The 23,247-nt window shown below is 60.3% G+C and carries 19 protein-coding genes and 1 pseudogene; 16 read left to right on the top strand and 4 right to left on the bottom strand.

Going from position 1 to position 23,247, the window contains the following annotated elements; translation table 11 throughout:
- Positions 1 to 321 (top strand): aldehyde dehydrogenase family protein (locus tag AB0N24_RS26270; protein ID WP_364131186.1); only part of this gene is annotated, 321 nt, incomplete at its 5' end.
- A gap of 253 nt (positions 322 to 574) precedes the next feature.
- On the opposite strand, the pseudogene AB0N24_RS26275 reads toward AB0N24_RS26270, so the two are convergent.
- Positions 575 to 1,555, bottom strand: a pseudogene (locus AB0N24_RS26275) (aldo/keto reductase).
- A 688-nt stretch (positions 1,556 to 2,243) separates the two neighbouring features.
- Between AB0N24_RS26275 and AB0N24_RS26280 the strand changes: the two are divergent.
- The 3 genes from AB0N24_RS26280 (at position 2,244) to AB0N24_RS26290 (ending at position 7,199) form a co-directional block, all read left to right on the top strand.
- Complete coding sequence (locus tag AB0N24_RS26280; protein WP_364131239.1) at positions 2,244 to 3,170, top strand: zinc-binding dehydrogenase; 927 nt, start codon at positions 2,244 to 2,246, stop codon at positions 3,168 to 3,170.
- Between the two features lie 190 nt (positions 3,171 to 3,360).
- On the top strand, positions 3,361 to 5,517 hold the full coding sequence (locus AB0N24_RS26285; protein ID WP_364131189.1) for a glycogen debranching N-terminal domain-containing protein: 2,157 nt from the start codon (positions 3,361 to 3,363) through the stop codon (positions 5,515 to 5,517).
- A gap of 230 nt (positions 5,518 to 5,747) precedes the next feature.
- On the top strand, positions 5,748 to 7,199 hold the full coding sequence (locus AB0N24_RS26290; protein WP_364131193.1) for an MmgE/PrpD family protein: 1,452 nt from the start codon (positions 5,748 to 5,750) through the stop codon (positions 7,197 to 7,199).
- Between the two features lie 131 nt (positions 7,200 to 7,330).
- Here the strand turns inward: AB0N24_RS26290 and AB0N24_RS26295 are convergent, their stop codons facing one another.
- The gene (locus AB0N24_RS26295) at positions 7,331 to 7,867 is read right to left on the bottom strand and encodes a nuclear transport factor 2 family protein (protein ID WP_364131196.1); all 537 of its coding nucleotides are present in this window, start codon (positions 7,865 to 7,867) and stop codon (positions 7,331 to 7,333) included.
- A 120-nt stretch (positions 7,868 to 7,987) separates the two neighbouring features.
- On the opposite strand from AB0N24_RS26295, the gene AB0N24_RS26300 reads away from it, so the two are divergent.
- The 9 genes from AB0N24_RS26300 to AB0N24_RS26340 all read left to right on the top strand — a co-directional run bounded on the left by AB0N24_RS26300 (position 7,988) and on the right by AB0N24_RS26340 (position 18,679).
- Positions 7,988 to 8,794, top strand: coding sequence for an SDR family NAD(P)-dependent oxidoreductase (locus tag AB0N24_RS26300; RefSeq protein ID WP_364131199.1), 807 nt, complete (start codon positions 7,988 to 7,990; stop codon positions 8,792 to 8,794).
- A gap of 310 nt (positions 8,795 to 9,104) precedes the next feature.
- Complete coding sequence (locus AB0N24_RS26305) at positions 9,105 to 9,872, top strand: SDR family oxidoreductase (protein ID WP_364131202.1); 768 nt, start codon at positions 9,105 to 9,107, stop codon at positions 9,870 to 9,872.
- 144 nt (positions 9,873 to 10,016) lie between these two features.
- Positions 10,017 to 10,946 (top strand): NAD(P)-dependent oxidoreductase, encoded by a 930-nt coding sequence (locus AB0N24_RS26310; RefSeq protein WP_364131205.1) that lies wholly within the window; start codon positions 10,017 to 10,019, stop codon positions 10,944 to 10,946.
- 99 nt (positions 10,947 to 11,045) lie between these two features.
- Positions 11,046 to 12,149 (top strand): extracellular solute-binding protein, encoded by a 1,104-nt coding sequence (locus AB0N24_RS26315; RefSeq protein WP_364131207.1) that lies wholly within the window; start codon positions 11,046 to 11,048, stop codon positions 12,147 to 12,149.
- Positions 12,150 to 12,384: 235 nt separating this feature from the next.
- Positions 12,385 to 14,025, top strand: a complete 1,641-nt coding sequence (locus AB0N24_RS26320) for an iron ABC transporter permease (protein WP_364131209.1) — start codon at positions 12,385 to 12,387, stop codon at positions 14,023 to 14,025.
- A 23-nt stretch (positions 14,026 to 14,048) separates the two neighbouring features.
- Entirely contained in the window at positions 14,049 to 15,221 is a 1,173-nt protein-coding gene (locus AB0N24_RS26325) for an ABC transporter ATP-binding protein (RefSeq protein ID WP_364131212.1), read from the top strand.
- Between the two features lie 52 nt (positions 15,222 to 15,273).
- Positions 15,274 to 16,677, top strand: coding sequence for an MmgE/PrpD family protein (locus tag AB0N24_RS26330; RefSeq protein ID WP_364131215.1), 1,404 nt, complete (start codon positions 15,274 to 15,276; stop codon positions 16,675 to 16,677).
- Between the two features lie 117 nt (positions 16,678 to 16,794).
- Entirely contained in the window at positions 16,795 to 18,003 is a 1,209-nt protein-coding gene (locus tag AB0N24_RS26335; protein WP_364131218.1) for an MFS transporter, read from the top strand.
- A 130-nt stretch (positions 18,004 to 18,133) separates the two neighbouring features.
- Complete coding sequence (locus AB0N24_RS26340; protein ID WP_364131221.1) at positions 18,134 to 18,679, top strand: hypothetical protein; 546 nt, start codon at positions 18,134 to 18,136, stop codon at positions 18,677 to 18,679.
- A gap of 175 nt (positions 18,680 to 18,854) precedes the next feature.
- Here AB0N24_RS26340 and AB0N24_RS26345 read toward each other — a convergent pair whose 3' ends face one another.
- Entirely contained in the window at positions 18,855 to 19,253 is a 399-nt protein-coding gene (locus tag AB0N24_RS26345; protein ID WP_364131224.1) for a cupin domain-containing protein, read from the bottom strand.
- Between the two features lie 126 nt (positions 19,254 to 19,379).
- Positions 19,380 to 20,135, bottom strand: a complete 756-nt coding sequence (locus AB0N24_RS26350) for an SDR family oxidoreductase (protein ID WP_364131227.1) — start codon at positions 20,133 to 20,135, stop codon at positions 19,380 to 19,382.
- Between the two features lie 331 nt (positions 20,136 to 20,466).
- Between AB0N24_RS26350 and AB0N24_RS26355 the strand changes: the two genes are divergently transcribed.
- From AB0N24_RS26355 to AB0N24_RS26365, 3 genes are all read left to right on the top strand, one after another.
- Entirely contained in the window at positions 20,467 to 21,819 is a 1,353-nt protein-coding gene (locus AB0N24_RS26355; protein WP_364131230.1) for an MFS transporter, read from the top strand.
- Positions 21,820 to 21,900: 81 nt separating this feature from the next.
- Positions 21,901 to 22,440: a hypothetical protein gene (locus tag AB0N24_RS26360; protein WP_364131233.1), complete on the top strand. Its 540-nt coding sequence runs from the start codon at positions 21,901 to 21,903 to the stop codon at positions 22,438 to 22,440.
- A 115-nt stretch (positions 22,441 to 22,555) separates the two neighbouring features.
- A partial coding sequence (locus AB0N24_RS26365) for an aldehyde dehydrogenase family protein (protein ID WP_364131236.1) occupies positions 22,556 to 23,247 on the top strand: 692 nt, incomplete at its 3' end.

Here is a 23,247-nt window from a genome sequence, read left to right on the forward strand (position 1 = left end):
CCGGTCCTGAGCGTGATCCGTTTCGCTGATGAAGAGGAAGCAGTGGAGATCGCGAACGACACGAAATTCGGTCTCGCGGCAGGGGTCTGGACCCGTGATCTTGCCCGGGCGCACCGGGTCGCGGCGAGGATCGAGGCCGGACAGGTCTACGTGAATGAATACTTCGCCGGCGGGGTCGAAACACCCTTCGGCGGGTTCAAGTACTCCGGATTCGGACGCGAGAAAGGCCTCGAAGCCATGAAAACCTACTCACACACCAAAACCGTCACCATCCGGATCTCTCAGCAAAGCGTCGCATCAGACGGCAATGTCGTGGACTGACCAGGCGCTGCAATCCGGCACGAAGGCAGCAACCTGTATGTGTCCGGCTGAGCGTCTTCAATACCCGGTGTCCTTCTGCCCGGCCCCCGCATCGATCGGGATCGAGAGTTCCCCGGTCCCGATCGATGCCTGATTTTTTGTAGCAACGATGGACGCTAACTCCCGCTGCACTTGATATCGCCAGGGAGCACGCACCAGCGGAAATCCATAGGTGGAACACGAGGAAACCCTCGGCGTGCACGTGAACCTTGCCTCAAAAAGCGTAGTCCTCGGGCGCAGTCTTGTACCCAGGGAAAATTTCGTCCAGTTGAGTCAGCATCTCCTGGTCGAGGCGGACCTCCAGAGCGCCGACCACACCGTTTAACTGCTCGACTGACGACGGTCCGCTGACTACTGAAGTGATGCCTGGGCGGGACAGAAGCCATGCCATGGCGACGTGCGAGGGGTCGGCTTCGAACTGGCGGCAGAGCGCTTCGTAGCGCTCGAGCTGATCGCGACGCTGGTCGAGGTCGCCTGAGGTGAACCTGCTGGTCGACACCCCGCCGCTCTCCTGCTCGCGGCGGAGTAGCCCGCCTAGCATGCCCCGGTGAAGGGGAGACCACGCCAATATGCCGATTCCATACTATTGAGCCGCAGGGATGACTTCCCGTTCGATGTCGCGGGTCGCGAGGTTGTATATTGATTGCTCGCTGACCAGACCCATGATGTTGCGCGCCTTCGCCGCCTCTTGCGCCGCGGCAAGATGCCAGCCGGCAAAGTTGGACGAGCCTGTGTACAGGATCTTGCCCTGGGTCCGCAGGACCGACATCGCCTCCCAGATCTCCTCCCATGGAGTGTTCCGGTCCACGTGATGCATCTGATAGATGTCGATATAGTCGGTCTGGAGCCGCTTGAGCGAGGCATCGCAAGCGCGCCGGATATGCAAGGCAGAGAGACGTCCGTGGTTGGGCCAGTCGCTCTTAGGCATGTACAACTTCGTCGACAGGACGGTCTTGTCACGCCGGACGCTGCCCTGGGCGAACCAGTTGCCGATGATCATCTCGGATTTGGCTTCGCCCTTGAAATCGACCGTTCCGTATACGTCTGAGGTATCGAAGAAATTTACGCCGTGCTCGTGGGCGCGGTCCATGACCGCGTACGCGTCGGGTTCGGCGGTCTTCATGCCGAAGTTCAAAGTCCCCAAGCAAATCCGACTGACCGAGAGTCCGCTTCGGCCGAGCTGTGTGTATTGCATCTTTAACGAACCTTCTCGAGCTAGGTGTTCTGGACAGGAAGCGTCTAACAAGCATCATCATCATATTATATTTTATGTGTAGTTGTGGCCCCAGTCACGTTATCGCGCGAGTTCGTCATGGAAGAGTCCCTGCCCGTGCCGCCAGCCCGCCGCCGAGCCGCGCCTGCGCCCAGCTACGACGAATCCACGGCGCGGAACCAGGGTCGCAAAGCCCTCATTCCGAAGCGACAGCAGGTCTTCCCGGACTGTCGTATTGCTGACACCAACGGCCTGGGCGATGCCGTTCCATGCGCAGGAAGTCCCCGGGCTTCACAGCGCCTGACACTATGAGTTGACGGACGTGCGACGCCACTTCGTCGGGCAATTGCTGACGCCTGGACGGGCGCTTCGACCGCAGAGAGTTGGAGCGACTCCGCCATTTCAAGTCTCCTGACCCTCGGAAATATAATCCGTACTTTACCGGGGCGCTCTTGGGCTTGTTTGTCAGCCTCCCACCGAAAGTGATGAAATACTATGCATAATGTAATGCGAGGGCGCTCACCCACCTTCGTGTAACGCAGCGCGCGAGCAAAGGAGCTTAAGGATGCAAGGCTTGGTTTTCCTAGGGGACAGGGAGGTAGCGCTGCGCGATTTTCCGAACCCAGAGCCCGGAACCGGCGGAGTTGTCGTGGAAATCAAGGCGTCAGGCATGTGCGGAAGCGACTTGCACGTCTACCGCGCTGGAGCGGTTCCGTCTGACCGCATCCCGGCGTTATGCATCGCAGGCCATGAGCCTGCCGGTGTAGTCGCATTTGTCGGGCCGGGCGTCAGCGAGGATGTCGCCAAGATCGGTGATCGTGTGATGGTGCATCATTATTCCGGATGCACCAGATGTGACCAATGCAGGTCTGGATGGCCTCAGATGTGCACTGGCATGGAGTATCGACTGTATGGAACCAACGAGAATGGCGCGCACGCACCCTTTATGCGTGTCCCCGCGGCTACCCTCGTTCGACTCCACGACTCGCTCAGCTTTGAAGCTGGCGCTGCGATCGGATGCGGCACCGGGACCGCGTGGGGTGGGTTGGAGAGGTTGGGAGATGTCGGAGGCTCCACTCTCGTGGTGTTCGGGCAGGGCCCGGTAGGCCTATCGGCGACCATGCTGGCTAGTGCGCGGGGCGCACGGGTCATCGCCGTAGACGTGGCACCGGAGCGATTGCAGCGTGCAGAGCAGTTCGGTGCGGTCCAGGTCATTGATCCCGCTGAAGTCGACCCTGTCGAGGTGATCCGCGAAGCGACGCTAGGGCGAGGTGCGCCTCTGGTCCTCGAGACGTCCGGTTCGTCACAGGCGGCGACAAGTGCATTGGCTTGTCTGGCACCTTGGGGCCGGGCTTGCTTCGTCGGCCTGGGCGGGAAGGTGGAGTTCGCTGTTCAGGATGTTCTGAAGACCCAGATGTCGATCATGACTTCCTGGTCCTTGTCGATCGTGGACCTCAGTCGCTGTGCCGATTTCATCGCGCAGAACAGGCTTCCTGTCGACGATCTCTTCTCACATCGATGGAGACTCGAGCAAGCTGCTGAAGCGTACGTCGAGTTCGATAAGCAGAGTGCGGGCAAGGGCGTCTTCGTTTTCTGATTACGTTGCTCAAGTCGTTCCTCGAACAGTACAAACACAAGCCGCATGTGCGGTCCGGACGACTGCCGCAAGGTCACTGGCGCCTGGGGGAGGACGGGCGTAGTGTCGATTGGGACGATGACGGCGGAGGCCGGCGCTTGGATCCAACGGCTGGCCACTGCGTTTCGGGTCAATTCGTTGGAGGGCCGGGATGGCTGGATGGAATGCTGACACGGCGTCAGGGCCGCTCGGGGCTGGCGCGGTCACTTTGGTGGAGGGTTCGTCCTTCTGTATTTCCCTGCCTAACGGGGATATTCACCCGGAATTTCCGCATGGTGTTTTCTTTCAGGACACGCGCATCCTGTCCGGCTGGGTCCTGACTGTTAATGGCAAGGTGCTGGAGCCTCTGGCCGCGGAGGCGAAGGAGCCGTACCGGGCGCTGTTTGCCGGGCGGGGTGTCCGCTCGGACGGGCACGCGGACAGCCCGCTGATTGTGCAGCGGCTGCGCGAAGTGGGCGCGGGAATCCACGAGCAGATTACTGTCCGTAATTTCTCCCTGAAGCCGGCCGAGTGCGTGATTTCGTTGAGGGTAGAAGCGGATTTCGCGGACCTTTTCGAGGTGAAAGAGGCGCGGATCCAGCGGCGCTGGGACGAAACCCGCCTCGCGGGCGGCGACACGCTGACCATCCGGGCAGCTTGGCAGGACATCCGGAAGGGCGTCGTCGTCAAGGCCCCTGGTGCCGATGTAACGGCTGAGGCCCTGACCTATCGGACGGTGGTCGCGCCGCATGGTCAATGGACCACGGTGCTAAGTGCGGTACCCCTCAGTGACGGAATCCGTCCCGTTGCACTGTTTGATCATCCGGCCGCGGGCGAACTGTCCCCGAGTGACCGACGTCGGCAGGAGTGGGTGGCAAGAATTCCGGTGCTGCAGATGGGAAACCGTTCCATCGAACGGACCTTGCGGCGCAGCTACGACGACCTGGGCGCCCTCCGTATCGAAGATCCGGACCATCCGGACCGGGTGGTGGTGGCCGCCGGGGCACCCTGGTTCATGACCCTGTTCGGCCGCGACTCACTGTGGGCGTCGCAGATGGCGCTCCCGGTGGACCCTTCACTGGCTCTGGGCACGCTGCAGACACTGGCGGAACGCCAGGGCGCCGTCGTAGATCCTATGAGCGAGGAGGAGCCGGGCAAGATCCTGCACGAGGTCAGGCTCGATGTTTCCAGCGGGTTGTCCCTAGGCGGCAAGTCCGCCTACTACGGCAGCGTCGACGCCACGCCGCTGTTTGTGATGGTGCTCGGATCAGTCAGCCGCTGGGGATTCGCCGCGGATACTATCGCCGCGCTGCTGCCGCATGCGGACCGGGCCCTGGCATGGATCCATGATTACGGGGACAAGGACGGCGACGGGTTTGTCGAGTATGAGCGCCTCAACGACCAGGGACTGATCAACCAAGGCTGGAAGGACTCCTGGGACGGGATCAACTTCGCCGACGGGACCCTAGCCGAGCCGCCGATAGCGCTGTGTGAGGTGCAGGCTTATGTCTATGCCGCGTACGTGTCGCGCGCCTGGATGGCATACGACGCCGGTGACGCGGCTTTAGCAGACGAGCTCACTGACCGGGCGGCGCAATTGAAGAAACAATTCAACGAGCAGTTCTGGCTACCCGGACGCGGATACTATGCCGTCGCTCTGGACGGCAAAAAGCGTCAGGTCGACGCATGCGCATCCAACATGGGGCACTGCCTGTGGCTCGGCCTCGTGGATGAGGACAAGGCCCCGCAGGTGGCTGAACGCCTGATGTCCCCGGAGATGTTCAGCGGCTGGGGCGTGCGGACCTTGGCCAGCGACATGGGCGCCTACAACCCCGCGAGTTACCACAACGGCTCAGTCTGGCCGCACGACAATGCGATCATCGCAAAGGGCCTGCTGCGCTACGGTTTCGTGGCGGAGGCACAGCGCATCTCCACGGCCCTGCTGGAGGCAGCCGAGTATTCGGGCGGCCGGCTGCCGGAGCTGTTCTGCGGCTTCGGCCGGGACGAGTTCGTCGAGCCCGTCCCCTATCCGACGGCGTGCTCGCCGCAGGCCTGGGCGGCGACCACGCCGATCCATCTGGTGACAAGCCTGATGCGGTACGATGCGCATGTTTCCCGCGGTAGCCTGTGGATGGATCCCGTACTCCCGGAGTCCTACGGCGACCTGCACATCACCAATGCGCCCATGGCCGGTGGTCGGATCACCATCGACATTATGGATTCCGTCGCATCCGTCCAGGGGCTGCCTGCAGGGATAGTCTTCCGTCGCGGGCACAGGCCCTGGATGACCGCGCTAGTGGAGCAGGCCAGGCTTCATCCGAACACCTAACGGGCGTGCTAGCTGTCCGGAGTCAAGGCGGCCCGCTGCCGCCACCCAGACCATCGTTGGCTGGTCCGCAGCACCCGATTAGTGCGACCGATCTAATAACGGGAGGCCGACTGGACATGGGCGCCGGCGACCCGATCTGAACCCTCAAGCCGTTTGACCGCATCAATATATTGTATAAAATAAGAATGTATAGGTCGATTCGGTCGATGCTCAATGGAGAGGTATGCGGTATGACGAAGATGTTGATAGACCAACTGGCGGACTTTGCGGCGGAGGCTGAATACAAGAACTTACCCGACGAAGTGGTCCTGGAGTCGAAGCGGGTCATTCTTGATTCTGTAGGCTGCGCGCTCGCGGGGGTGTCCCATCCTAAAGGCAGTATCGGCATTGAGTATGGTTCAATTTCAGGTGGCCCCGGAGGATCTGGGGGAGATGCCACCATCATCGGCACCCGGCTCCGCTCCTCGGTTGCGGGGGCAGCCTTTGCCAACGGTGAACTGATCAGTGCGTTGGACTTCGATGCGATCCTTCCGCCTGGCCACGTGGCCCCGTATGTTTTGCCCGGGGCGATGGCTGTAGGTGAGAGTTTGCACTCAACAGGTGAGCAGCTCATTACGGCGGTGGCGATTGCGCACGAGATGTCATTTCGGTTTGGCAAGGCAATGGATTTGACGCGGGACACAAGCGACGGCGGCATGTCGACAGCGCCAGTCCTCGGATACGCCAGCACCATCTTCGGGGCGACCGCGGCCATCAATAAACTTCAAAACGTGGACCGAAATGTGATTCTGCATGGTTTGGCCATTGCCGGAAGCATTTCGCCCGTGAACTCCCACCGCTCCTGGATGGCCCACGCGCCGAGCTCGACAGTCAAGTACACGGCAGGCGGTGTTATTTCCCAGTCGGCTGTCACGGCGGCCTACCTTGCGCAGCTTGGACATCGCGGTGACATTCAGACCCTTGACGATAGTGAGTACGGGTACCGGCAGTTTATTAACACCCGGCGCTGGGAACCGGCAAAGATCACCGACCGTCTAGGCGACGACTGGCGGTTCCCCGCTGAGCACGCGTACAAGCCTTACCCGCACTGCCGGATCATGCACAGTCTGTTCGATGGCGTGCTGCAGATCGTTGAAGAGAACGACATCAGGCCCGAAGAAATCACAGCCATCAGGGGCTGGGGTGAGGCCTGGGTCATGCAGCCCGTCTGGCTGAATACTGATATCCAGAACCAGCACGATGCCCAGTTCAGCATGACCCACGGCCTGGCGGTAGCTGCGCACCGAATTTCTCCGCGGCGGGAATGGCAGTCGCCAGAAGTGGTCTTCAATCCGTCTGTGCTCGAGCTCATGTCGAAGTCCACCTTCGCGCCGCACCCCGGGTATGTTGATGCGATCACGAATAACCCCGGGGCACGCCCTGCTCGTGTTGAGATCGACGCTCGCAACACAACGTTCAGCGCCGAGCGCGATTTTCCGCACGGGTCGCCGTCACCTGATCCTGCGACGTACATGACAAACGAGGAACTCGTGGCCAAGTTCTATGCAAACGCCGACGGTGTTATTCCGGAAGCTCAGGCGCAGGCTGTCGTTTCCGCGATCTTCGACCTTGAAGAGGTGGACAACGTCCGCTCCGTGTTCCGCGACCTCAGGGTGACAGATAAAGAGTCCGTCGGCGCCTAGTGCCAGGCCCTAGTGCCAGGCCTTGCTCGGCACAGTGGCGCGCGACAGCACTGAGCATTGACTGCTAATGGACTCCCTCCGGTGGCCCAGCCGGCCTGGTAACTGCTCGGCAGCCAGGCCGGCTGGCCGGTTCAGCGGCGGCGAGTCGGGAGAGGCCGAATCGGCCGCGTGTACGACGGGTCTTTTCGGTCACGTGACCCACGATTCGCAAGGGCCAGCCTCTCGGACATCTGGGAGGCGTCGCCCACGCATTGCCAGTCAAGAAGGACCAGGCGGTTCTTGATACGCCACTCGGACCCGCGCTTTTCGAAAAGATCGAGGTAGCGGCCACCGACTTGTTCGAGTGTGTCGCTTCCGAATTTTTTGGCGACGGAGACGAAGTATGTTTCGGTGTCGGCCTGTTCGCCGCGAAGTTCGACGCTGTGGTTGGTGACGATGTGTTGAGCGACCTCGCGGGCGGTCTGATTAGGCAGGAACCAGGCCAGGAAATCTTCAGGAGGGCCGTTGACTCCGCCGTGGGCGTCATGAGCGTCGTCCCAGAAAGCGGAGCGGATCAATTGCTCGTCGACGCGGTCGACCCCGCGCGTGTAACGCAGCATGCAGTCCCAGATGGATTGGCGGTCTACAAGCGCCGCCAGAACGCTATGGTCAATGTTCGGTTCAGCCACCGGTACTCTCCTTCGAGTTGTTTGCGGTCACGACGTGACCAGCGGACTAGTATGGCATTCTGCCACAATATACAATATTTTGATTTGGATGACCTTTCGGCTTGATTAGGAGAATATTTCATGGGTGAACGCGCAGTTGGCAAAGTAGCGATCGTCGTTGGAGCAGGGCAGACAAAGGGCGAAACGGTGGGTAACGGCCGCGCCACTGCGTTGCTGCTGGCACGCGAGGGGGCAAGGGTAGTCGTCGCCGACAGGGATCTCGAGAGTGCCGAAGAAACGGTTAGCCAGATAAAGGCTGAGGGCGGCGAAGGAGTAGCTGTACGAGTCGATGTCACCGTTGAAGATGACATTGAGGCGATGGTTGCCTTGTGCCTCGCCCAATGGGGCAGGATTGATATTCTTCACAATAATGTCGGCGTGAGCGTGCTCGGGGGTGATGCGCCCGTCACGGAGATTGATGCAGAGGCCTTCACCCGAATCATGGAAATCAACCTCCGCGGTATGGTCTTGGCCTGCAAGCACGTCATCCCCGTGATGCGAAAGCAGGAGAGCGGCGTCATCACCAATATCTCGTCAAATGCCGTTCTCATCGACTACCCCTACATCACCTACAAGACGTCGAAGGCCGGGGTGGTGGCGCTGACCGAGAACGTTGCGATCACCAACGCAAAGTACGGTATTCGGGCCAATGTCATCCTGCCGGGACTTATGAACACGCCCATGGCTGTGGAGCGGCATGTCGGTGAGGGTGGCGTAAGCCGGGAGCAGGTCGTTGCCCAGCGCGACGCGCGCACTCCACTTCGTGGCCACGGCGGGGATGCATGGGATGTTGCCCACGCATCACTGTTTCTCGCCTCAGACGAGGCCGGCTTCATTACAGGCACTTCGCTGGTAGTCGACGGCGGCCAGAGTCTCGCCGCAGGATGACCAGCTTCGCCTTCGGTGGCTTTCCTGGGGTGTAGTCACCGCCAGGGTCTCCACATTGGATCTGACAGGCGGCCACGTTGGGCACGCCGCGCCGACTTAACCGCGTGCCCAACGCCTTTCATCGGCTTTCCTGGCACTGCCTTCGCCGTTTCGTCGCGCGCCGCGGCTTAGGCGGCCCTCATCAAGAGCGCCGCTGACCCTTGGTTCGCGGAGTTTTCCTTGGAGCAACGTATTTTGGGGTTTGATATATAAAATAAACAACATCATGTACTAGATTGACTCTCAGTGCAGAGAGTCGGGAAGTGACCGGATGACATCCTCACAGAGTGTTTCTGTAGTGACCGGCGGGGCGGGCGCCTTAGGGTCGGCCATCGTCAAACGTCTTGCCGAACTGGGTGACACGGTAATCGTGGTGGATCGGGATGGCGTCGCTGCGGGTGAAATCGCAGACAAGATCAATAGTGCGGGCCAAGGCCGGGCCGTGGCTTGGGAATCGGATGTTTCGTCTGAGGATCAGAACGGCGCGCTGGTGGAGTGGCTTCGTTCTGAATTTGGACGTCTGGATCGGCTCATCAATAATGCCGCTCTCGGTCAGCGAAGTAAGTTCGGGCAGATTAAGCACGACGAATGGTCACGGGTGCTCGATGTAAACCTGTGGGGCGCGGCCTCGCTGTGCCAGGCGGCAACGCCTCTGTGGAGGGAGCGGCCGGGGGCCAGCGTGGTAAATCTCTCTTCGCGTGCATGGCTGACTGGGGGACCCCTGGCATATGTCGCCTCGAAAGCGGGCATCGTAGGTCTGACGCACGCACTGGCGGTTGAGCTTGGTCCCTATAACGTGCGCGTCAACGCGGTGGCTCCGGGCACGGTGATTACGCCGATGGTTGCGTCGAACCGGGATGCGGAGGCGTACGAGGCTCACCTACAACACGTGCGCAAGTTGCCTGTTTTGCCAGGCCTGGCGACCGCAGAAGACATCGCAAGCGCCGTGGCCTTTCTTGCATCCGCTGAGGCGGGATTCATCACCGGGGAAGTGCTGCACGTGGCGGGGGGTGCGCAACTGGCCCCTCCAGGTCACTGAGGGCTTCGACGGCCTCGACTTCCACTGACGCGGCATCCTGAATGGCCGGCGGCCGGACTCGGGTGCTTCGCGGCGGGCAAGGGTTTCAACGAACCGGGTATCTGAACGCACGTGATTTTTACAGGCGAAATTGAGGAGATCAGCATGAGGATTGGATTCATCGGTCTGGGGCGAATGGGCCGGGGCATGGCATCGAATTTGGTCGAAGCAGGGCGCGACGTCGTCGTTTTCGACGCCGTCCCTGGCACGGCGGTTTCACTGGTCGAGGAGGGCGCGTCCCTAGCGGACAGCATCGGTGATCTGGCTCGCCGATCAGACGTGATTTTTACGTCACTCCCCGGCCCGGTTCAAGTAGAAGAAGTGGTGTTCGGCGAAGACGGTATTGCATCAAACTTGAGGCCAGGGCTGACTCTCCTGGACCTTTCGACAAGCTCATGCACCCTGGCCCGTCGAATCTATGAGGAGTTCAAGATCGCTGGTGCATCGATGCTTGATGCGCCAGTCAGCGGTGGGCCTAGTGGTGCCGCATCGGGAGATCTCGTGATATGGGTGGGCGGTGACCGGGAAGCCTTCGATAAGCACGTTGACCTCCTGCGGGTAATCGGAAAAACACCGTGTTATGTAGGTGCAATCGGCGCAGGCACCGTCACCAAACTCGCTCACAACTTGACCGGGTTCATGATCATGGAGACGTTGGCCGAGACGTTCTCGCTGGCTGTCAAGGCTGGGTTGGATCCCTTGGATCTCTGGGAAGCCTTGCGACTGGGTCTGGTTGGCAAGAAGTCTCCATTGGATTTGGTCGCCAATCAATTTCTGCTCGGCTCGTATCACTGTCCGTCAATGACCTTAGAGCTGGCACATAAGGATGCGTCGTTGGCTACACAACTTGCCGAGGAACTTGGTGTTCCAATGCGGCTGGCGAACCTGACGCTTGAAGAAATGGCAGAGGGGCTGGGGCGAGGATTCGGGGGAGAAGACCGTAGTTCCTTCCTGAAACTGCAGCTCGAGCGAGCCGGTGTATCGATTGCTGTCGACCCTGCACGGCTGCAGACAGCGATTAAAGCGAATCGTTGACGGCGGGTCGATATCAACAATATAATGTATTATGTTTCAAGGTCTCCTGGTTATCCTTCCAGTCGAGACCATCGATGACCCACAAGCAATGGAGCTACGGTGATCAGCAAGCGAAAGACAACAGGCAGCCAAGGAATCCGGGCGGCAAAGAAGTTTTGGGCGCTCGGAAGTACCGTCCTGACAGTGATCGCACTTACGGCCTGCGGGGGCGGGTCGTCCGCCAGCACTGCTCCCGCAGATACTGGCGGAACGACTCCGGAAATGTTGAGTGCGTCGCAGTGGGACGAGCTCGTGAAGCAAGGAACTTCGGAGGGGAACCTCACCATCTTCTCCTCGCAGGCGGGAACGGACGTCCTGTTCAAGGAGTTCGAGAAGGCTTACCCCGGCATCAAGGTGACGGTTGACCGAGAAGCTACAACCGAACTTATCGGCAAGCTCGATCAGCAGCTGTCTGCCGGAGCCGCGGGCGCAGACGTCGCGTTTCACACCCAGATTGGGTGGTTTGCCGACAGGGCAAATGAGAAGACCTTTGCGCCGCTACGACTCGGGCCGGATGCACAGAAGGAACCCGCGTATAAGAGCGTGAACAGGTACGTGGCCCCCGTCCTGCGTTATCCCCTCTTCCTGGGCTACAACACATCGGCCGGCAGCCGGGTCAGCTCAATCGAGGACTTGGTCCAAAAGGCGGGAAACACAACGGTGGGTCTCCTTGATCCAGCCTCGTCGGTTGCCATCAAGTCGCAGTACCAGGCTTGGGAAGATGCCTATCCGGGAGTACTGGAAAAGCTGTCCAGGCTGAAAACTGTGAAATACCCCAGCACCGTGCCGATGGGCCAGGCTCTTGCATCTGGTGAGATCGGGTACGCTGTCGGGTTGATTCCGGGGGTTGTTCCCCCGCTCAAGGCTAACGGCGCCCCGGTCGAGGAAGTCGTACCCGCAAGTGCGGTGGCAGGAGTGGAAGACAACGGCGCCGTTCTCAGCAACGCTCCTCACCCGGCGGCGGCGCAACTGTTCTTGAACTGGCTCATGTCACCTGACGCCCAGGAGTTGTTGACCACGAAGCTCGCGCCGATGGCGGCGCCCATCAACCCCGACTCGACCAAAATTAAGTGGGAGAGTCTCAGCATTTACGATCCCCAGGTTTGGACGCAGCAGAAGCAGGATGACTTCATGGCGCACTGGAAATCGCTGTTTCAGAAGTAGTTCGTCGTTCCAAGACGGGGGCCGCGAAAGGAACTGCCAGTTGCACGGCGGTCTTTCGCGGCCTTCGCTATCCGAGTCATGATCCCCAATCATCAACCCGCGAATCCGATTCGCATAACGAAGGGAGACGATCATCAGCGGAACCAATGTTCTGACCGATGCTCCTGTACCTGGATCCATCGGCGATCAACCTCACAAACCTCACTCCCGGAAGTTCTGGAATCCCCGTGGTTCTTTGTCCTGGTATCTGATCGCGGCAGCCATCGGATGCGCGGTGCTGATCCCGATTGGGATCTTCTATTGGCAGGCATTCGCTGACGGCGGGGCTGGAATTCGCGGCCTCTTCGACCTGCCCAACTTCGGTCAGATCTTGTTCAATACGGTGGCACTGGCTTTCGGGTCCACTGTGATGGCCCTTGTGCTCGCATTGGTGCTGGCCAAGGCAATCGTTCATGTGCCCCGCCGATTTCAAACCATTGCTTCAATGATTCCACTCCTGCCGATTGTCACGCCCCCGGTGGCGATGGTTATCGGATGGACGTTCATCTTCTCGCCAACCGTCGGGTATGGAAACACACTCCTGCGCCAACTACCGTTTTTTTCAGACCTGACCACGGGACCCATCAACGTCTATTCGATGCCGGCAATTATCGTTGTCACCGGCTTTGACCTGACGGGAGTTGTGTTCATTCTGCTCAATGCCCGCCTGCAGGAGATCCGTGGCCCGCTTGAGGCTGCGGCTAAATTGTCAGGAGCCGGTGGAGTAAGGACCTTCCTGACCATTACCTTGCCTCTGCTCCGGCCGTCCCTTCTGGCGGGCGTAGTTGTGGCCTTCCTTCTAGGGCTCGGGCAGTTCACGGCTCCCCTCCTGTTGGGCAGCCGCAACGGAATCGACGTTCTGACCACCGAACTCTTCAAGCTTCGGGAGCACTATCCCATCGACAATGGCACCATTGCGGCCATCGGACTGCCCCTCCTGGCGCTCGGCATTGCTGCCCTCGTTTTCCAACGGGTCGCCCTGGGCGACCAGCGCCGGTACGTGACTCAGAGCGGCGGTTCCGGAGGGATCACAGAGAAGACATCAATTTGGGCTCTGCTCCTTGTCATCGTCTACGCGCTTTTCGCCGTCATTCTGCCCCTTGCAGCGATCGTGCTCGTGTCGGTCTCGCCGTTCTGGTCGGGTGACTTGAGCCAGATCCAGTTCACCATGAACAACATCACTGCTGCCCTGTCGAGTCCAGCGGTTCTCGACTCGATTTGGACGACGCTCTTCACCTCGTTCATCGCCGTAGCCATTGCACTGCCACTGGGTTTCGTCGGGGCACTCGCACTCACGAGCGTCTTCAAAGCACCACGCATCGTGCAATACATCCTGGACTTCAGTTTCCAGGCCCCGCTGGCCGTGCCGCGCGCGGTGCTCGGTATGGCAATCTTGTACGTATTTCTCCGGCCCCCGTTCTCCCTTTACGGCACATATGCCCTCTTTATCATCGGCTACGTGTTCGTTGTGTTGCCCTTTGCGATGAGGACCCAACATGGAAGCCTGGTCGGCCTCAGCGGATCGTTGTTCGAAGCATCTAGAATCAGCGGCGCGAGCTTCTTCAGGACAATCATGCAGATCGCCCTCCCTCTCGCACGGCGAGGCATGGTAGCCGCCGCGACTCTGATGATTGTTCTTCTCTCCCACGATTTCGCCGTGTCGGTGATGGTCCGGTCGCCCAATCGCCAGGTCATGGGCACGCAACTCTACGAGTACTGGGCCAGCGGCGTGTACCCCCAAGTGGCAGTGATGTCACTCATCATGACGGTGGTGACCAGTGCCATGTTGGCACTGACGCTCTGGGTCGGCGGCAAATCCGCACTTAGCAAACTGTGAGCAATGAAATGGAGCCTGCACACGTGATATCTACGACAACCAAATCCGCGGACAGCGATGTCAACCACGGCACTCCGGTTCCGGAAGATGCTTCAATATCGGGCCTGGAGAAGACCTTCACCAGTAAGAATCGCACCGTACACGCGTTACGTGGCATCAACCTGCAGATTCGCAAGGGCGAATACGTCGTCGTACTCGGCCCCAGCGGGTGCGGCAAAACGACCTTGATCAGGTGCATTTCAGGTCTGGAAGGGCCTACCGGTGGGAGCATCTCACTGCTCAATCGGACACTGTTCGACGCCACCAAGGGCATCGACGTTCGACCCAATAAGCGCAACGTCGGACTCGTCTTCCAGAACTACGCCCTTTGGCCGCACATGACGGTTGAAAAGAACGTCGCATATCCGCTACGCGTGCGCAGAGTACCCAGGCAAGAACGAGAGCGCCGAGTCGCCGAGGTCCTCTTAGCCCTCGAGTGCGAACCCTTGGCCCAACGTCTGCCTGCCGAGTTGAGTGGCGGCCAGCAGCAGCGAGTCGCGCTAGCGCGGGCCTTGGTGTCGGAGCCAGGAATCCTGCTCTTGGACGAGCCGCTGAGCAACCTGGACGCACTCTTGCGCATCTCACTTCGATCCGAACTGCTTCGCCTGCACAGAAAACTTGGCTTCACAGCTATTCACATCACGCATGACCAGGATGAGGCCCTTGAAATGGGCGACCGCGTCGTGCTCATGCGCGAAGGACAAATCGAGCAGATGGGTCCCCCTGAGGAGGTCTATGCGCGGCCTGTTTCTCCCTACGCCGCTACATTCCTGGGTGTGCGGAACAACCTGGATGTGACCGTGACGCAGGGCGCGCTAACCTTCCGCGACGGTGCCATCAAAGGCAGCGAAGAGCTGGCTACCGGGCTGGAGAACGGCAACGCCTTGAGGCTTTTCGTTCGGAACCAGGATGTTCGAATTTCGGCGCTGTCCGGCGATGCGCACTTCGGCGCAGGCGTCTTGAGCCTGGAGGGCACATTGGCGCAAGTAGTTCTCGGTGCTGGTGGCCGACGCGAATACATCGTGGATATAGCAGGCAAACAGTGGTTCGCCGGAGGATCCGCGACTACGGAACTGACCATCGGTGATCGAGTCCAAGTCACCTTCGAATCAGGTCGCGCGCTGCTGTACCAGGGGGAAGCACTTGTGAACCGTTAGAAGTGCTTCAGCGCATGTCCAGGCACCCCCATCGAAAAGAGAATATCGGGCAATGAATGTTCATGACGTCGGCTCTCACATTGAAGAGAGAATAGCTGACCACTTTGTATCAACGAGTTGGAGCAGCCTTCCAGCGAGCAGCCGGGGCCAGGCTGTGCGAGCTGTGCTGTGGTGGATCGCGACCGCCCTCGAGGGGGCCACGGAGCCCGACCAAGCGCGACTAATTCAGTACGTAGCAGGGCGCGGCGGAGCGACCGAGGCCACCATTCTCGGATCGGACATACAGGGAAGTGCCGAATTGGCGGGGCTTGTCAACGGTCGGGCTGCCAAAGCCTGGGAGCATGAGGACAAGTACTGGGTCAACGAGAGCATTGGCTTCGGAGTGGGTTGCTGCGTCGTTTCTGCAGCCGTTGCTGCGGCTGAGGCTCGCGGCGGGGTGACTGGGCATGAGCTCATCACGGCGGTCGCCCTCGGGATTGACTTCGAAATCCGGTTGCTCCGGCCACTTGGATTGGGCTTTGTTCCTGGGTCCGCCGTCGCCAATGCAACGTTCGTGCTCGGCACGTATGGTGCCGCTCTGGCGGCAGGAAAAATTTATGGCCTTGACCGGTCAGAATTCCTGGACGCGCTGGGCATTGCCCACTCACAGGCTGCCGGCAACTTTCAGGGGCAATTCGAAGGCCGTGGTGTCGCGCTTCAGGCGGGTGTGGCAGTTCGCAATGGCTTGGAGTCTGCCCGGCTGGCTTCGTTGGGAATGGAGGGACCGCGTGCGTCGATCACAGGTGTGGCAGGGCTTTACCAAGTGCACTACCCTCGTTCGGCCGTTGATTTTGAAAGCATTGTCGAAGGGCTCGGCCAGCACTTTTTTGTAGACGAACTTGGGTTCAAGGGATATCCATGCGGCATTGTCGCTCATCCTGCCATCGATGCGGCTGCATCCGTGCGGAATGCCATCGCTGGGCGTGGAATAGAAGCGATAGAAATTACCGGTCCCGAGAGCCTTTCAATAATGGCTCAGCCGTTGGAGCGCAAACGCGCTCCTCGAACATCCATCGAGGCGCAGTTCAGTATCCCGTGGGCGGTGGCGTGTGCACTCCGGGATGGTGGCTTCACCATTGAACATTGCACTGACGGTGCGCTTGGCAATGAGGATCTATTGGGGCTATCGGACAGGGTATGCATTGAAATGTCGCCGACAACGACAGGCACCACGGTGCGGGTCGTCCTCGCAGATGGGACCGTCATCGAGCCTCCAACGGTGATGGCTGCCAAGGGTCATCCCTTGAATCCGCTGAGCACATCCACAATTCGTGACCTTGTGCTTCATAGTGCAGGCCGCGTCGGAATCCGAAGGTCCTCAACCGAAAAGGCTGTCGATCTGCTGCTGGACGTGGACTCCCTGTCGGACATACGGACGATCATGCAACTGCTTTCGGACCATGATCGCACGAGCTAGCGCAGGCCTCCACGGAATTCTCGGATCATCTTCACCGGGGGAGCGCTGGGGTGCACGCTCCTTCAACTCCCAGTCCTGGCTGAAAAGTAAATATGTACTGTCGAGCTGGGCGGAGGTATGAACGGGATGTGGCGCCTAATTGTGGTCGGCGCTCGCCGGACCGGACTGCTCCTGTTTCCGGGACTAGTCGCAGCAATAGCCGTGGTTCCCGTCATCGCCTTCGGGCCTTTGGCGTTCGCAATCCGGCGAGACTTCGAATTCACCAACTCGGACGTCGGTATCGCCTACGCCGCATTCTTCTTGTTCTCTGCACTCCTGACGGGCATGGGCGGTTCGCTCGCCGCGCGGTTCGATACGCTACGGGTCATCCGTGGCGGGCTGCTGTGCTCTGCGGGTGTCTCCGTTGCGCTTGCATTTGCGACGTCGGGCCCGTATCTGATGGTAGTCTGCGGCATCGCCGGCGCGATTAATGGACTTATCACGCCGTCGACTAACATCCTGATCACGACATCAGCGCCGTCTCAGCATCGTGGGTTGTCGTTTGGCGTGAAGGTGGCAGCCGTGCCGGCCGCCTCTTCGCTGGCAGCGATTGGCGCCTATGGGATAGCGGAAATCCACAGCCCTTGGCAAGCGGTGTACTGGTTCTGTGCAATTCTTGCTTGTGCAGTCGTGGCGCTCTCGGCACTGTTCAAGCCAATGTGCAGATCTCGGCCAACGAGCATACCGGGCCGCCCTCATGGAGGAGGGGGGTCCCGGTATTCGCTGACGCTGTTGGCGATCGGTGGCCTCTTGGGAGCAGCGGGTACCGCGGTACTCCCTCCGTTCTTGGTTGACGGCCTTATGTCGAGGGGCTTGGACCATAACGTAGCCGCGGCGATACTTGCCTTCTGCGGATGGCTCGGGATCGCCGCCAGAGTGGTCGTTGGAGCCGTTTCAGATCGGGGATCAAGAAACCCAGCCAAGCACCTTCGGGCTGCATCGGCCATGCTGCTGACGGGTTTTGTTGGAATGTTCGGATTGTCCGTTGGCGAAACACAGGCGGTTCTCGTCGCAGCGGCACTGATAACTTTCGGTATCGGATGGTCTTGGCCCGGCTTGTTGCATCATTCCGTGATGACCTCGCACCCGCTAAGACCGGCCCTTGCAACAAGCTACATGCAGACCGGGACATTCGTGGGCGCCGTTGTGGGACCACTCGGTTTTGGCCTGCTCGCTGATCATGTCTCGTATGCGGTGGCGTGGGGGGTGTCAGCAGGGGTTGTTCTGGCAGCGGCGGCGTTCTTGTTCGGAGGCGCGAGGCAACTCCGCTGTTCCCGCGAAACTTAATCGCCCGTGTTGGACGCCAAGCCGTTGAACTTGGCGAAGGCAGAGAAATGGCAAGTGTATATATTATGTTTCATGGTGCAAAAGCTAAGGTAGTTTGCCCAGTCATCGAGAGAAAGCGTAGGAAGCGCTAATGGTAGGAGAGCATTTTAGTGCCCAGGCACGGCGTGTGATTGCTGGCGTCGATGAGCAGGGTAGGTCGACCATCGATGTCGATGAAGACACATCGATTCGGCTGACAACCCCAGCCTTCACAGTTTGCGATATCTGGCAGGTTACAAATTTGCCTGTTCATACGATGAACCATGACAGCACCAGTGGCGAGGTACTGCTAGACCCGCCCCCTGCCGGTTTCGTGTATCGGCTCACAACATTTCCGCCTGACAGCGAGTGGGATCCTGAGAGTCAGTATCGGGCGGCGCTGGAGGCAATGGGCAACGCGGATGCAGCCAGTAATGATTCAGACAGCGGCATTGCAGGACTTCATCAGACCGAGACCGTCGATGTCATCACTGTATTGACTGGAGAGCTTTACGCCGTTCTTGAGACGGCCGAGACCCTTTTGAGGCCGGGAGGCTCGTTTGTTCAGCGGGGCACCAAGCATACGTGGAGCAACCGAGGCACTGAACCATGCACCATCGTCGCGCTTCAAATAGGAGCGACTCACTCCGCGACGTGATTTCTGCGCCATGCCGTGAAATACGATGCGCCGTTACCGGCCATTGCAACCACGCCGGACGGCCAATAAAAAAGCCGGTAGCTGCCCACCGACGCCTGGGCGCCCGTGGGTACCGTTCAACCGGCCCACGAGCTCCAGCGCGGGGAGTTTGCGGCGATCCGCCCACTGGAAATGCTCAGGATTCGGTGGCAGCCTGATATTGCTCGTCGGTTACAGGCTCGAACCACGTGGTCCCCTCCGCGGTGGTGGCTACCATCGCGAGGTGCGCCATGAGGATGTCGGCTGCGGCCCCATGCCAATGGTCCACACCCGGGGGACACAACACCGTCTCTCCGGCACGGGCGCGGACGATGTCGCCCCCTCGGTTACCGATAAGGGCGGTGCCTTCCAGAACGTGGAGGGTCTGCCCGGTTTGGTGCACGTGCCAATTCGTGCGGGCCCCCGGGGTGAACCGAACGATCCCGGCTGAGAGACCGAGGGATTCCTCCGGGGTGGCGATCATGGTGACGTAGACGTCACCAGTGAAGCGTTCGGATGGTCCCTTGGCGGTCGGTCCGGCGGACTTGAGTTGCATTAATTGCTCCTTGATTTCTTGCTGTTTCGTGTGCAGACCTGAGCTGAGCGTTCAGGGTATAGGCGCGGTGTATGACGATGGACCAGCGCTCGATGCAGATGCCCTCGGCCGGCCGCTCCGGATGCGTCAGCGCAGATAACTGCCGCTGTTGACATCGATCGTGGATCCCGTGGAGTGCTTCGCCAGGCCGGTGGCCAGGAAGCCAACGACGTTCGCGACGTCCTGTGGTTGTGCAACCTGCCCGAGGGCGGTTACCTCGGCCACCTTCGCGTGTCCCTCCCGCTCAAGGTGTTCTTTGCTCATAGGGGTCACAACGAACCCCGGTGCGACGGCGAAAGCCGTGACTCCTTGACGTCCGTAATGGCGTGCAATAGTCCGGGTGAGGGCCAACAGCCCACCTTTAGTGGCCCCGTAATGCCAGTTGTCCTCTGCAGCGCCGCGATGCGCCGTCAGGGAGGAGATGTTGATGATGATTCCGTCCTGCGAACGAGCCGTGAAGGACCTGACGGCATTGCGACACAGGATCGAGGCTGCTACCAGGTTGACTGCGAGGACGTGGTTCCATGCCCCGACCCACTCGTCGAGGTTCGTTTCCAAGCTCAGCGAGCTCACCGCTCCGGCGTTGTTGACCAGTACATCCACCTCACCATGTATGCGCTGAGCGTCGTGCCACAGACGATCCACATCCTCGGGACGGCTCAGATCCGCGGAGATCGCCCCAGCGGCAGGTCCCAGATCCTTAGCCAGGGCGTCGGCTGCGGCCTGGTCGATGTCATGGATGACGACGTGCCCGCCGGCGGCGACCACGGTGCGCGCAATGGCTGATCCAATCCCGCCCGCCCCGCCCGTCACCATGACCACGCGTTGGTCTAGCGATCCCATAACGTACCCGCTCTCCGTAGAATGTATTATATATTTTAAGCTTAGCACGCCGGATATTTTGCCACCTTCGAAGACCCGGCAATGTTGACATTTTATATTATGTATATGATGCTTATCACAATTGACCTGGTTGGTGCACCGCTAACTACAAAAGCGGTCCCCATGCGGACCGGGACTTTCAGTAACCAGCCATGGCGGGACCCGCCTGAGGCCAGGACTGACGCTAACTTTTCTCATCCAACAGAGGTCGGAGCCTTGTAAACGCCACTGCGTTGCGAGGTCGCGGCAGCGGGGCAGCATCGGCGCCGCCCTCGCATGAAAGGGACGAACCATGGATCAGCACGACAACCCGGGGGCTGGAGGCACAGCCACTTCTCAGGTAGTGAACGAAGGGAGCTCCCCAAGTAGGGGAAACGGCCGCGCAGCCTTCGCCAGCTTCTCGGGCACGCTCATCGAGATCTACGACTTCATTATTTACGGAACGGCTGCTGCGCTCGTCTTCCCGCTCACCTTCTTCCCCGCGCTGGGTCCGGCACAGGGAATGGTCGTTTCGTTCGCGACGTTCGGGGCCGCATTCGTCGCGCGCCCGTTCGGCAGCATCATCTTCGGACACTACGGTGACCGATTGGGGCGTAAGAAGACTCTCGTGACGACGCTGCTGCTCATGGGTGTCGCGACCGTCCTCGTCGGCGCACTGCCGACTGCAGGGCAGATCGGCATCTTCGCGCCGATTATCCTGGTGGTCCTGAGGCTGGTTCAGGGACTCGCGGCAGGTGGAGAGTGGGCCGGGGCAACGCTGTTCGTCACGGAACACGCGCCCAAGGGCAAGCGGGGTTTCTGGGCGATGTTCCCCTTGCTTGGCGGAACCCTCGCTCTCTCGCTCGGCAATGCTGCCTTCCTGCTGACGGGTTTCGGCATGAGCGACGAGGCTTTCCTCCACTGGGGCTGGCGCATCCCTTTCCTGGCGAGCATCGTGCTGATCGTGGTAGGGCTGTGGGTCCGGCTGAAGGTAGACGAGACTCCGGTGTTCAAGTCGGAGCAGAAGCGCAGTGGCGTAGTCAAGCTACCCTTCGCGGAATGCCTGAAGCGGCAGCCGCGTGAGATCCTCCTCGCCAGCGGCGTGGGGCTGACGACGTTCTGCTATACCTTCATCAGCGGCACCTACATCACCGCCTACGCAGTCAGCACGCTGAAGCTAGCGCGCACCGAGGTTCTCCTTGTCGGCGTTGTCAGTGGCATCGTCTTGTCCCTCGGTGTAGTCATCGGAGCCGTACTGGCTGACCGAATAGGCCGCCGGCCGGTCTTGCTCATCGCACACGTGGCTGCCGCGCTGTGGAATCTTGCCCTCTTCCAGCTCCTGGATGGCGCATCGGTGGCTATATTCGCCGTCGTCCTCTGGACCACCATGCTGATCTCCGGAATCAACTACGGACCCATGGGATCGTTCATCCCCGAACTTTTCCAGACGCGCTACCGCTACACCGCAGCCGGCATATCCTACAACCTTGGCACACTGGTCGGTGGTGCCATTGTGCCAATCCTTGCCACTGCCGTCGCAGCTGCGTACGGGACCCAATCGGTCGGGCTGCTCCTGTGCGGTCTCAGTGTGACGGCCATCGCCTGCACCCTGGCCCTTCGCGAAACGAAAAACAGCGAGCTCGATTGGGTTGACGTCAAGGCCTAGCGGGAACCAATTTTGTCCTCACGGCAGCCAGTTGCACAGTGGGACAAGTGACACGAATCGAATAGGCGAGAGGGACGGACGATGAATCCATTAAACGGTTTCGAGGTCAAAGCGCCGGCACGACGCGTGATCAGCGGCGTCGGTCCGAATGGTGCATCGACCATCGTTGCCGATGGCGTCACGGTGACCCGTGCGGTACGCCCGAACGGCGCGGTCGTGGAGGAGATCTGGCGGCAGGAATCGCTGCCGGCTACGGTCTCCATGGACGGTGTCCGCGACGAGGTAGTAAAGGGCAGCCCTCCGGCGTCGGGCGCTTCGGTCAAGCTGTACACGGTACCGCCCGACCACATGATGGACATGGCCGCCTACGAGGCCGCGAAGGAATCCCTGTACGGGGCCGGGAACGGCGCCAGCCAATCGGCGATCCCCGGCATGCACCGCACCGATACCTTGGACGTCGTGACAGTCGTCCGCGGTGAGATCTTCGCTGTCTTCGAGACTGGCGAGGCGTTGTTGGAGGTTGGAGACTCCGTCATCGTCCCGGGCACCTTCCACGCGTGGAGTAACCGCTCTGATGCGCCTGCCACAATCATTTCGACTGTGTTCCCGCTGACCCGCTGAGTTTTTGCACGCAATCCTTGACCGGAAACGCCATGCATCACAAAGCGCGGGCGTTCTGCGGCGACACCTCGGGCCCTCCCGCATCGTGTCATATACTTTATATATTATTGAAGAAATGTCCGGCTTCGGCGCGGTTCAGCACCATGCCGTGTTGTTGGTTGATCAAAGGAGAACTTTCATGCTTGCTCGTTTTGAGGCTTTCATTGATGGCGTTCCGGCGCCTGCGGAGACGGAGGTGTTTCGTCCGTTGAATCCGGCAACGGGGGAGTCCTATGCGGAAGTCTCGAAGGGCACCGCTGTTGAGGTTGATGTGGCGGTCCGGTCCGCGGAGCGGGCCTTCGGGCTTTGGAGGCTGGTGAAGCCGGCGGACCGGGGACGGATCCTTTATAGGGTTGCTGCGGCGATCCGGGCGAATGTGGATGAACTTGCCGCGCTTGAGACGCAAGACATCGGCCAGCCGATCAGTTTGTCTGTAAATGACGTCGAAGCGGCTGCCCGGTATTTCGAGTTTTTCGGCGGCGCCACAGACAAGCTGCACGGGGAGACTCTGCCGTTGGGCCCGGATTACCACTCCTACACCGAACATGTGCCGTTCGGGGTGGTGGGCCATATCCTGCCGTGGAACGCGCCGTTGCAGCAGACAGCGCGGGGGGTCGCGCCGTCACTGGCTGTGGGTAACACCGTGGTGGTGAAGCCGGCGTCGGAGACGCCTTTGTCCACTCTTGCCATGGCCAGGATCGCGGTCGAGGCGGGCCTGCCCGCGGGTGTGTTCAATGTCGTGCCGGGCTCGGGGCGGGAGGCGGGGAT

This window comes from Arthrobacter sp. NPDC093128 (assembly GCF_040683875.1).
Taxonomy (GTDB): Bacteria; Actinomycetota; Actinomycetes; order Actinomycetales; family Micrococcaceae; genus Arthrobacter.

Bases quoted from the DNA above. Each gene is read 5' to 3' on its own strand.
- AB0N24_RS26280 (WP_364131239.1), top strand. From the start codon at position 2,244: ATGTGCGGAAGCGACTTGCACGTCTACCGCGCTGGAGCGGTTCCGTCT.
- AB0N24_RS26285 (WP_364131189.1), top strand. From the start codon at position 3,361: ATGGCTGGATGGAATGCTGACACGGCGTCAGGGCCGCTCGGGGCTGGC.
- AB0N24_RS26290 (WP_364131193.1), top strand. From the start codon at position 5,748: ATGACGAAGATGTTGATAGACCAACTGGCGGACTTTGCGGCGGAGGCT.
- AB0N24_RS26300 (WP_364131199.1), top strand. From the start codon at position 7,988: ATGGGTGAACGCGCAGTTGGCAAAGTAGCGATCGTCGTTGGAGCAGGG.
- AB0N24_RS26305 (WP_364131202.1), top strand. From the start codon at position 9,105: ATGACATCCTCACAGAGTGTTTCTGTAGTGACCGGCGGGGCGGGCGCC.
- AB0N24_RS26310 (WP_364131205.1), top strand. From the start codon at position 10,017: ATGAGGATTGGATTCATCGGTCTGGGGCGAATGGGCCGGGGCATGGCA.
- AB0N24_RS26330 (WP_364131215.1), top strand. From the start codon at position 15,274: ATGAATGTTCATGACGTCGGCTCTCACATTGAAGAGAGAATAGCTGAC.
- AB0N24_RS26335 (WP_364131218.1), top strand. From the start codon at position 16,795: ATGAACGGGATGTGGCGCCTAATTGTGGTCGGCGCTCGCCGGACCGGA.
- AB0N24_RS26340 (WP_364131221.1), top strand. From the start codon at position 18,134: ATGGTAGGAGAGCATTTTAGTGCCCAGGCACGGCGTGTGATTGCTGGC.
- AB0N24_RS26345 (WP_364131224.1), bottom strand. From the start codon at position 19,253: ATGCAACTCAAGTCCGCCGGACCGACCGCCAAGGGACCATCCGAACGC.
- AB0N24_RS26350 (WP_364131227.1), bottom strand. From the start codon at position 20,135: ATGGGATCGCTAGACCAACGCGTGGTCATGGTGACGGGCGGGGCGGGC.
- AB0N24_RS26355 (WP_364131230.1), top strand. From the start codon at position 20,467: ATGGATCAGCACGACAACCCGGGGGCTGGAGGCACAGCCACTTCTCAG.
- AB0N24_RS26360 (WP_364131233.1), top strand. From the start codon at position 21,901: ATGAATCCATTAAACGGTTTCGAGGTCAAAGCGCCGGCACGACGCGTG.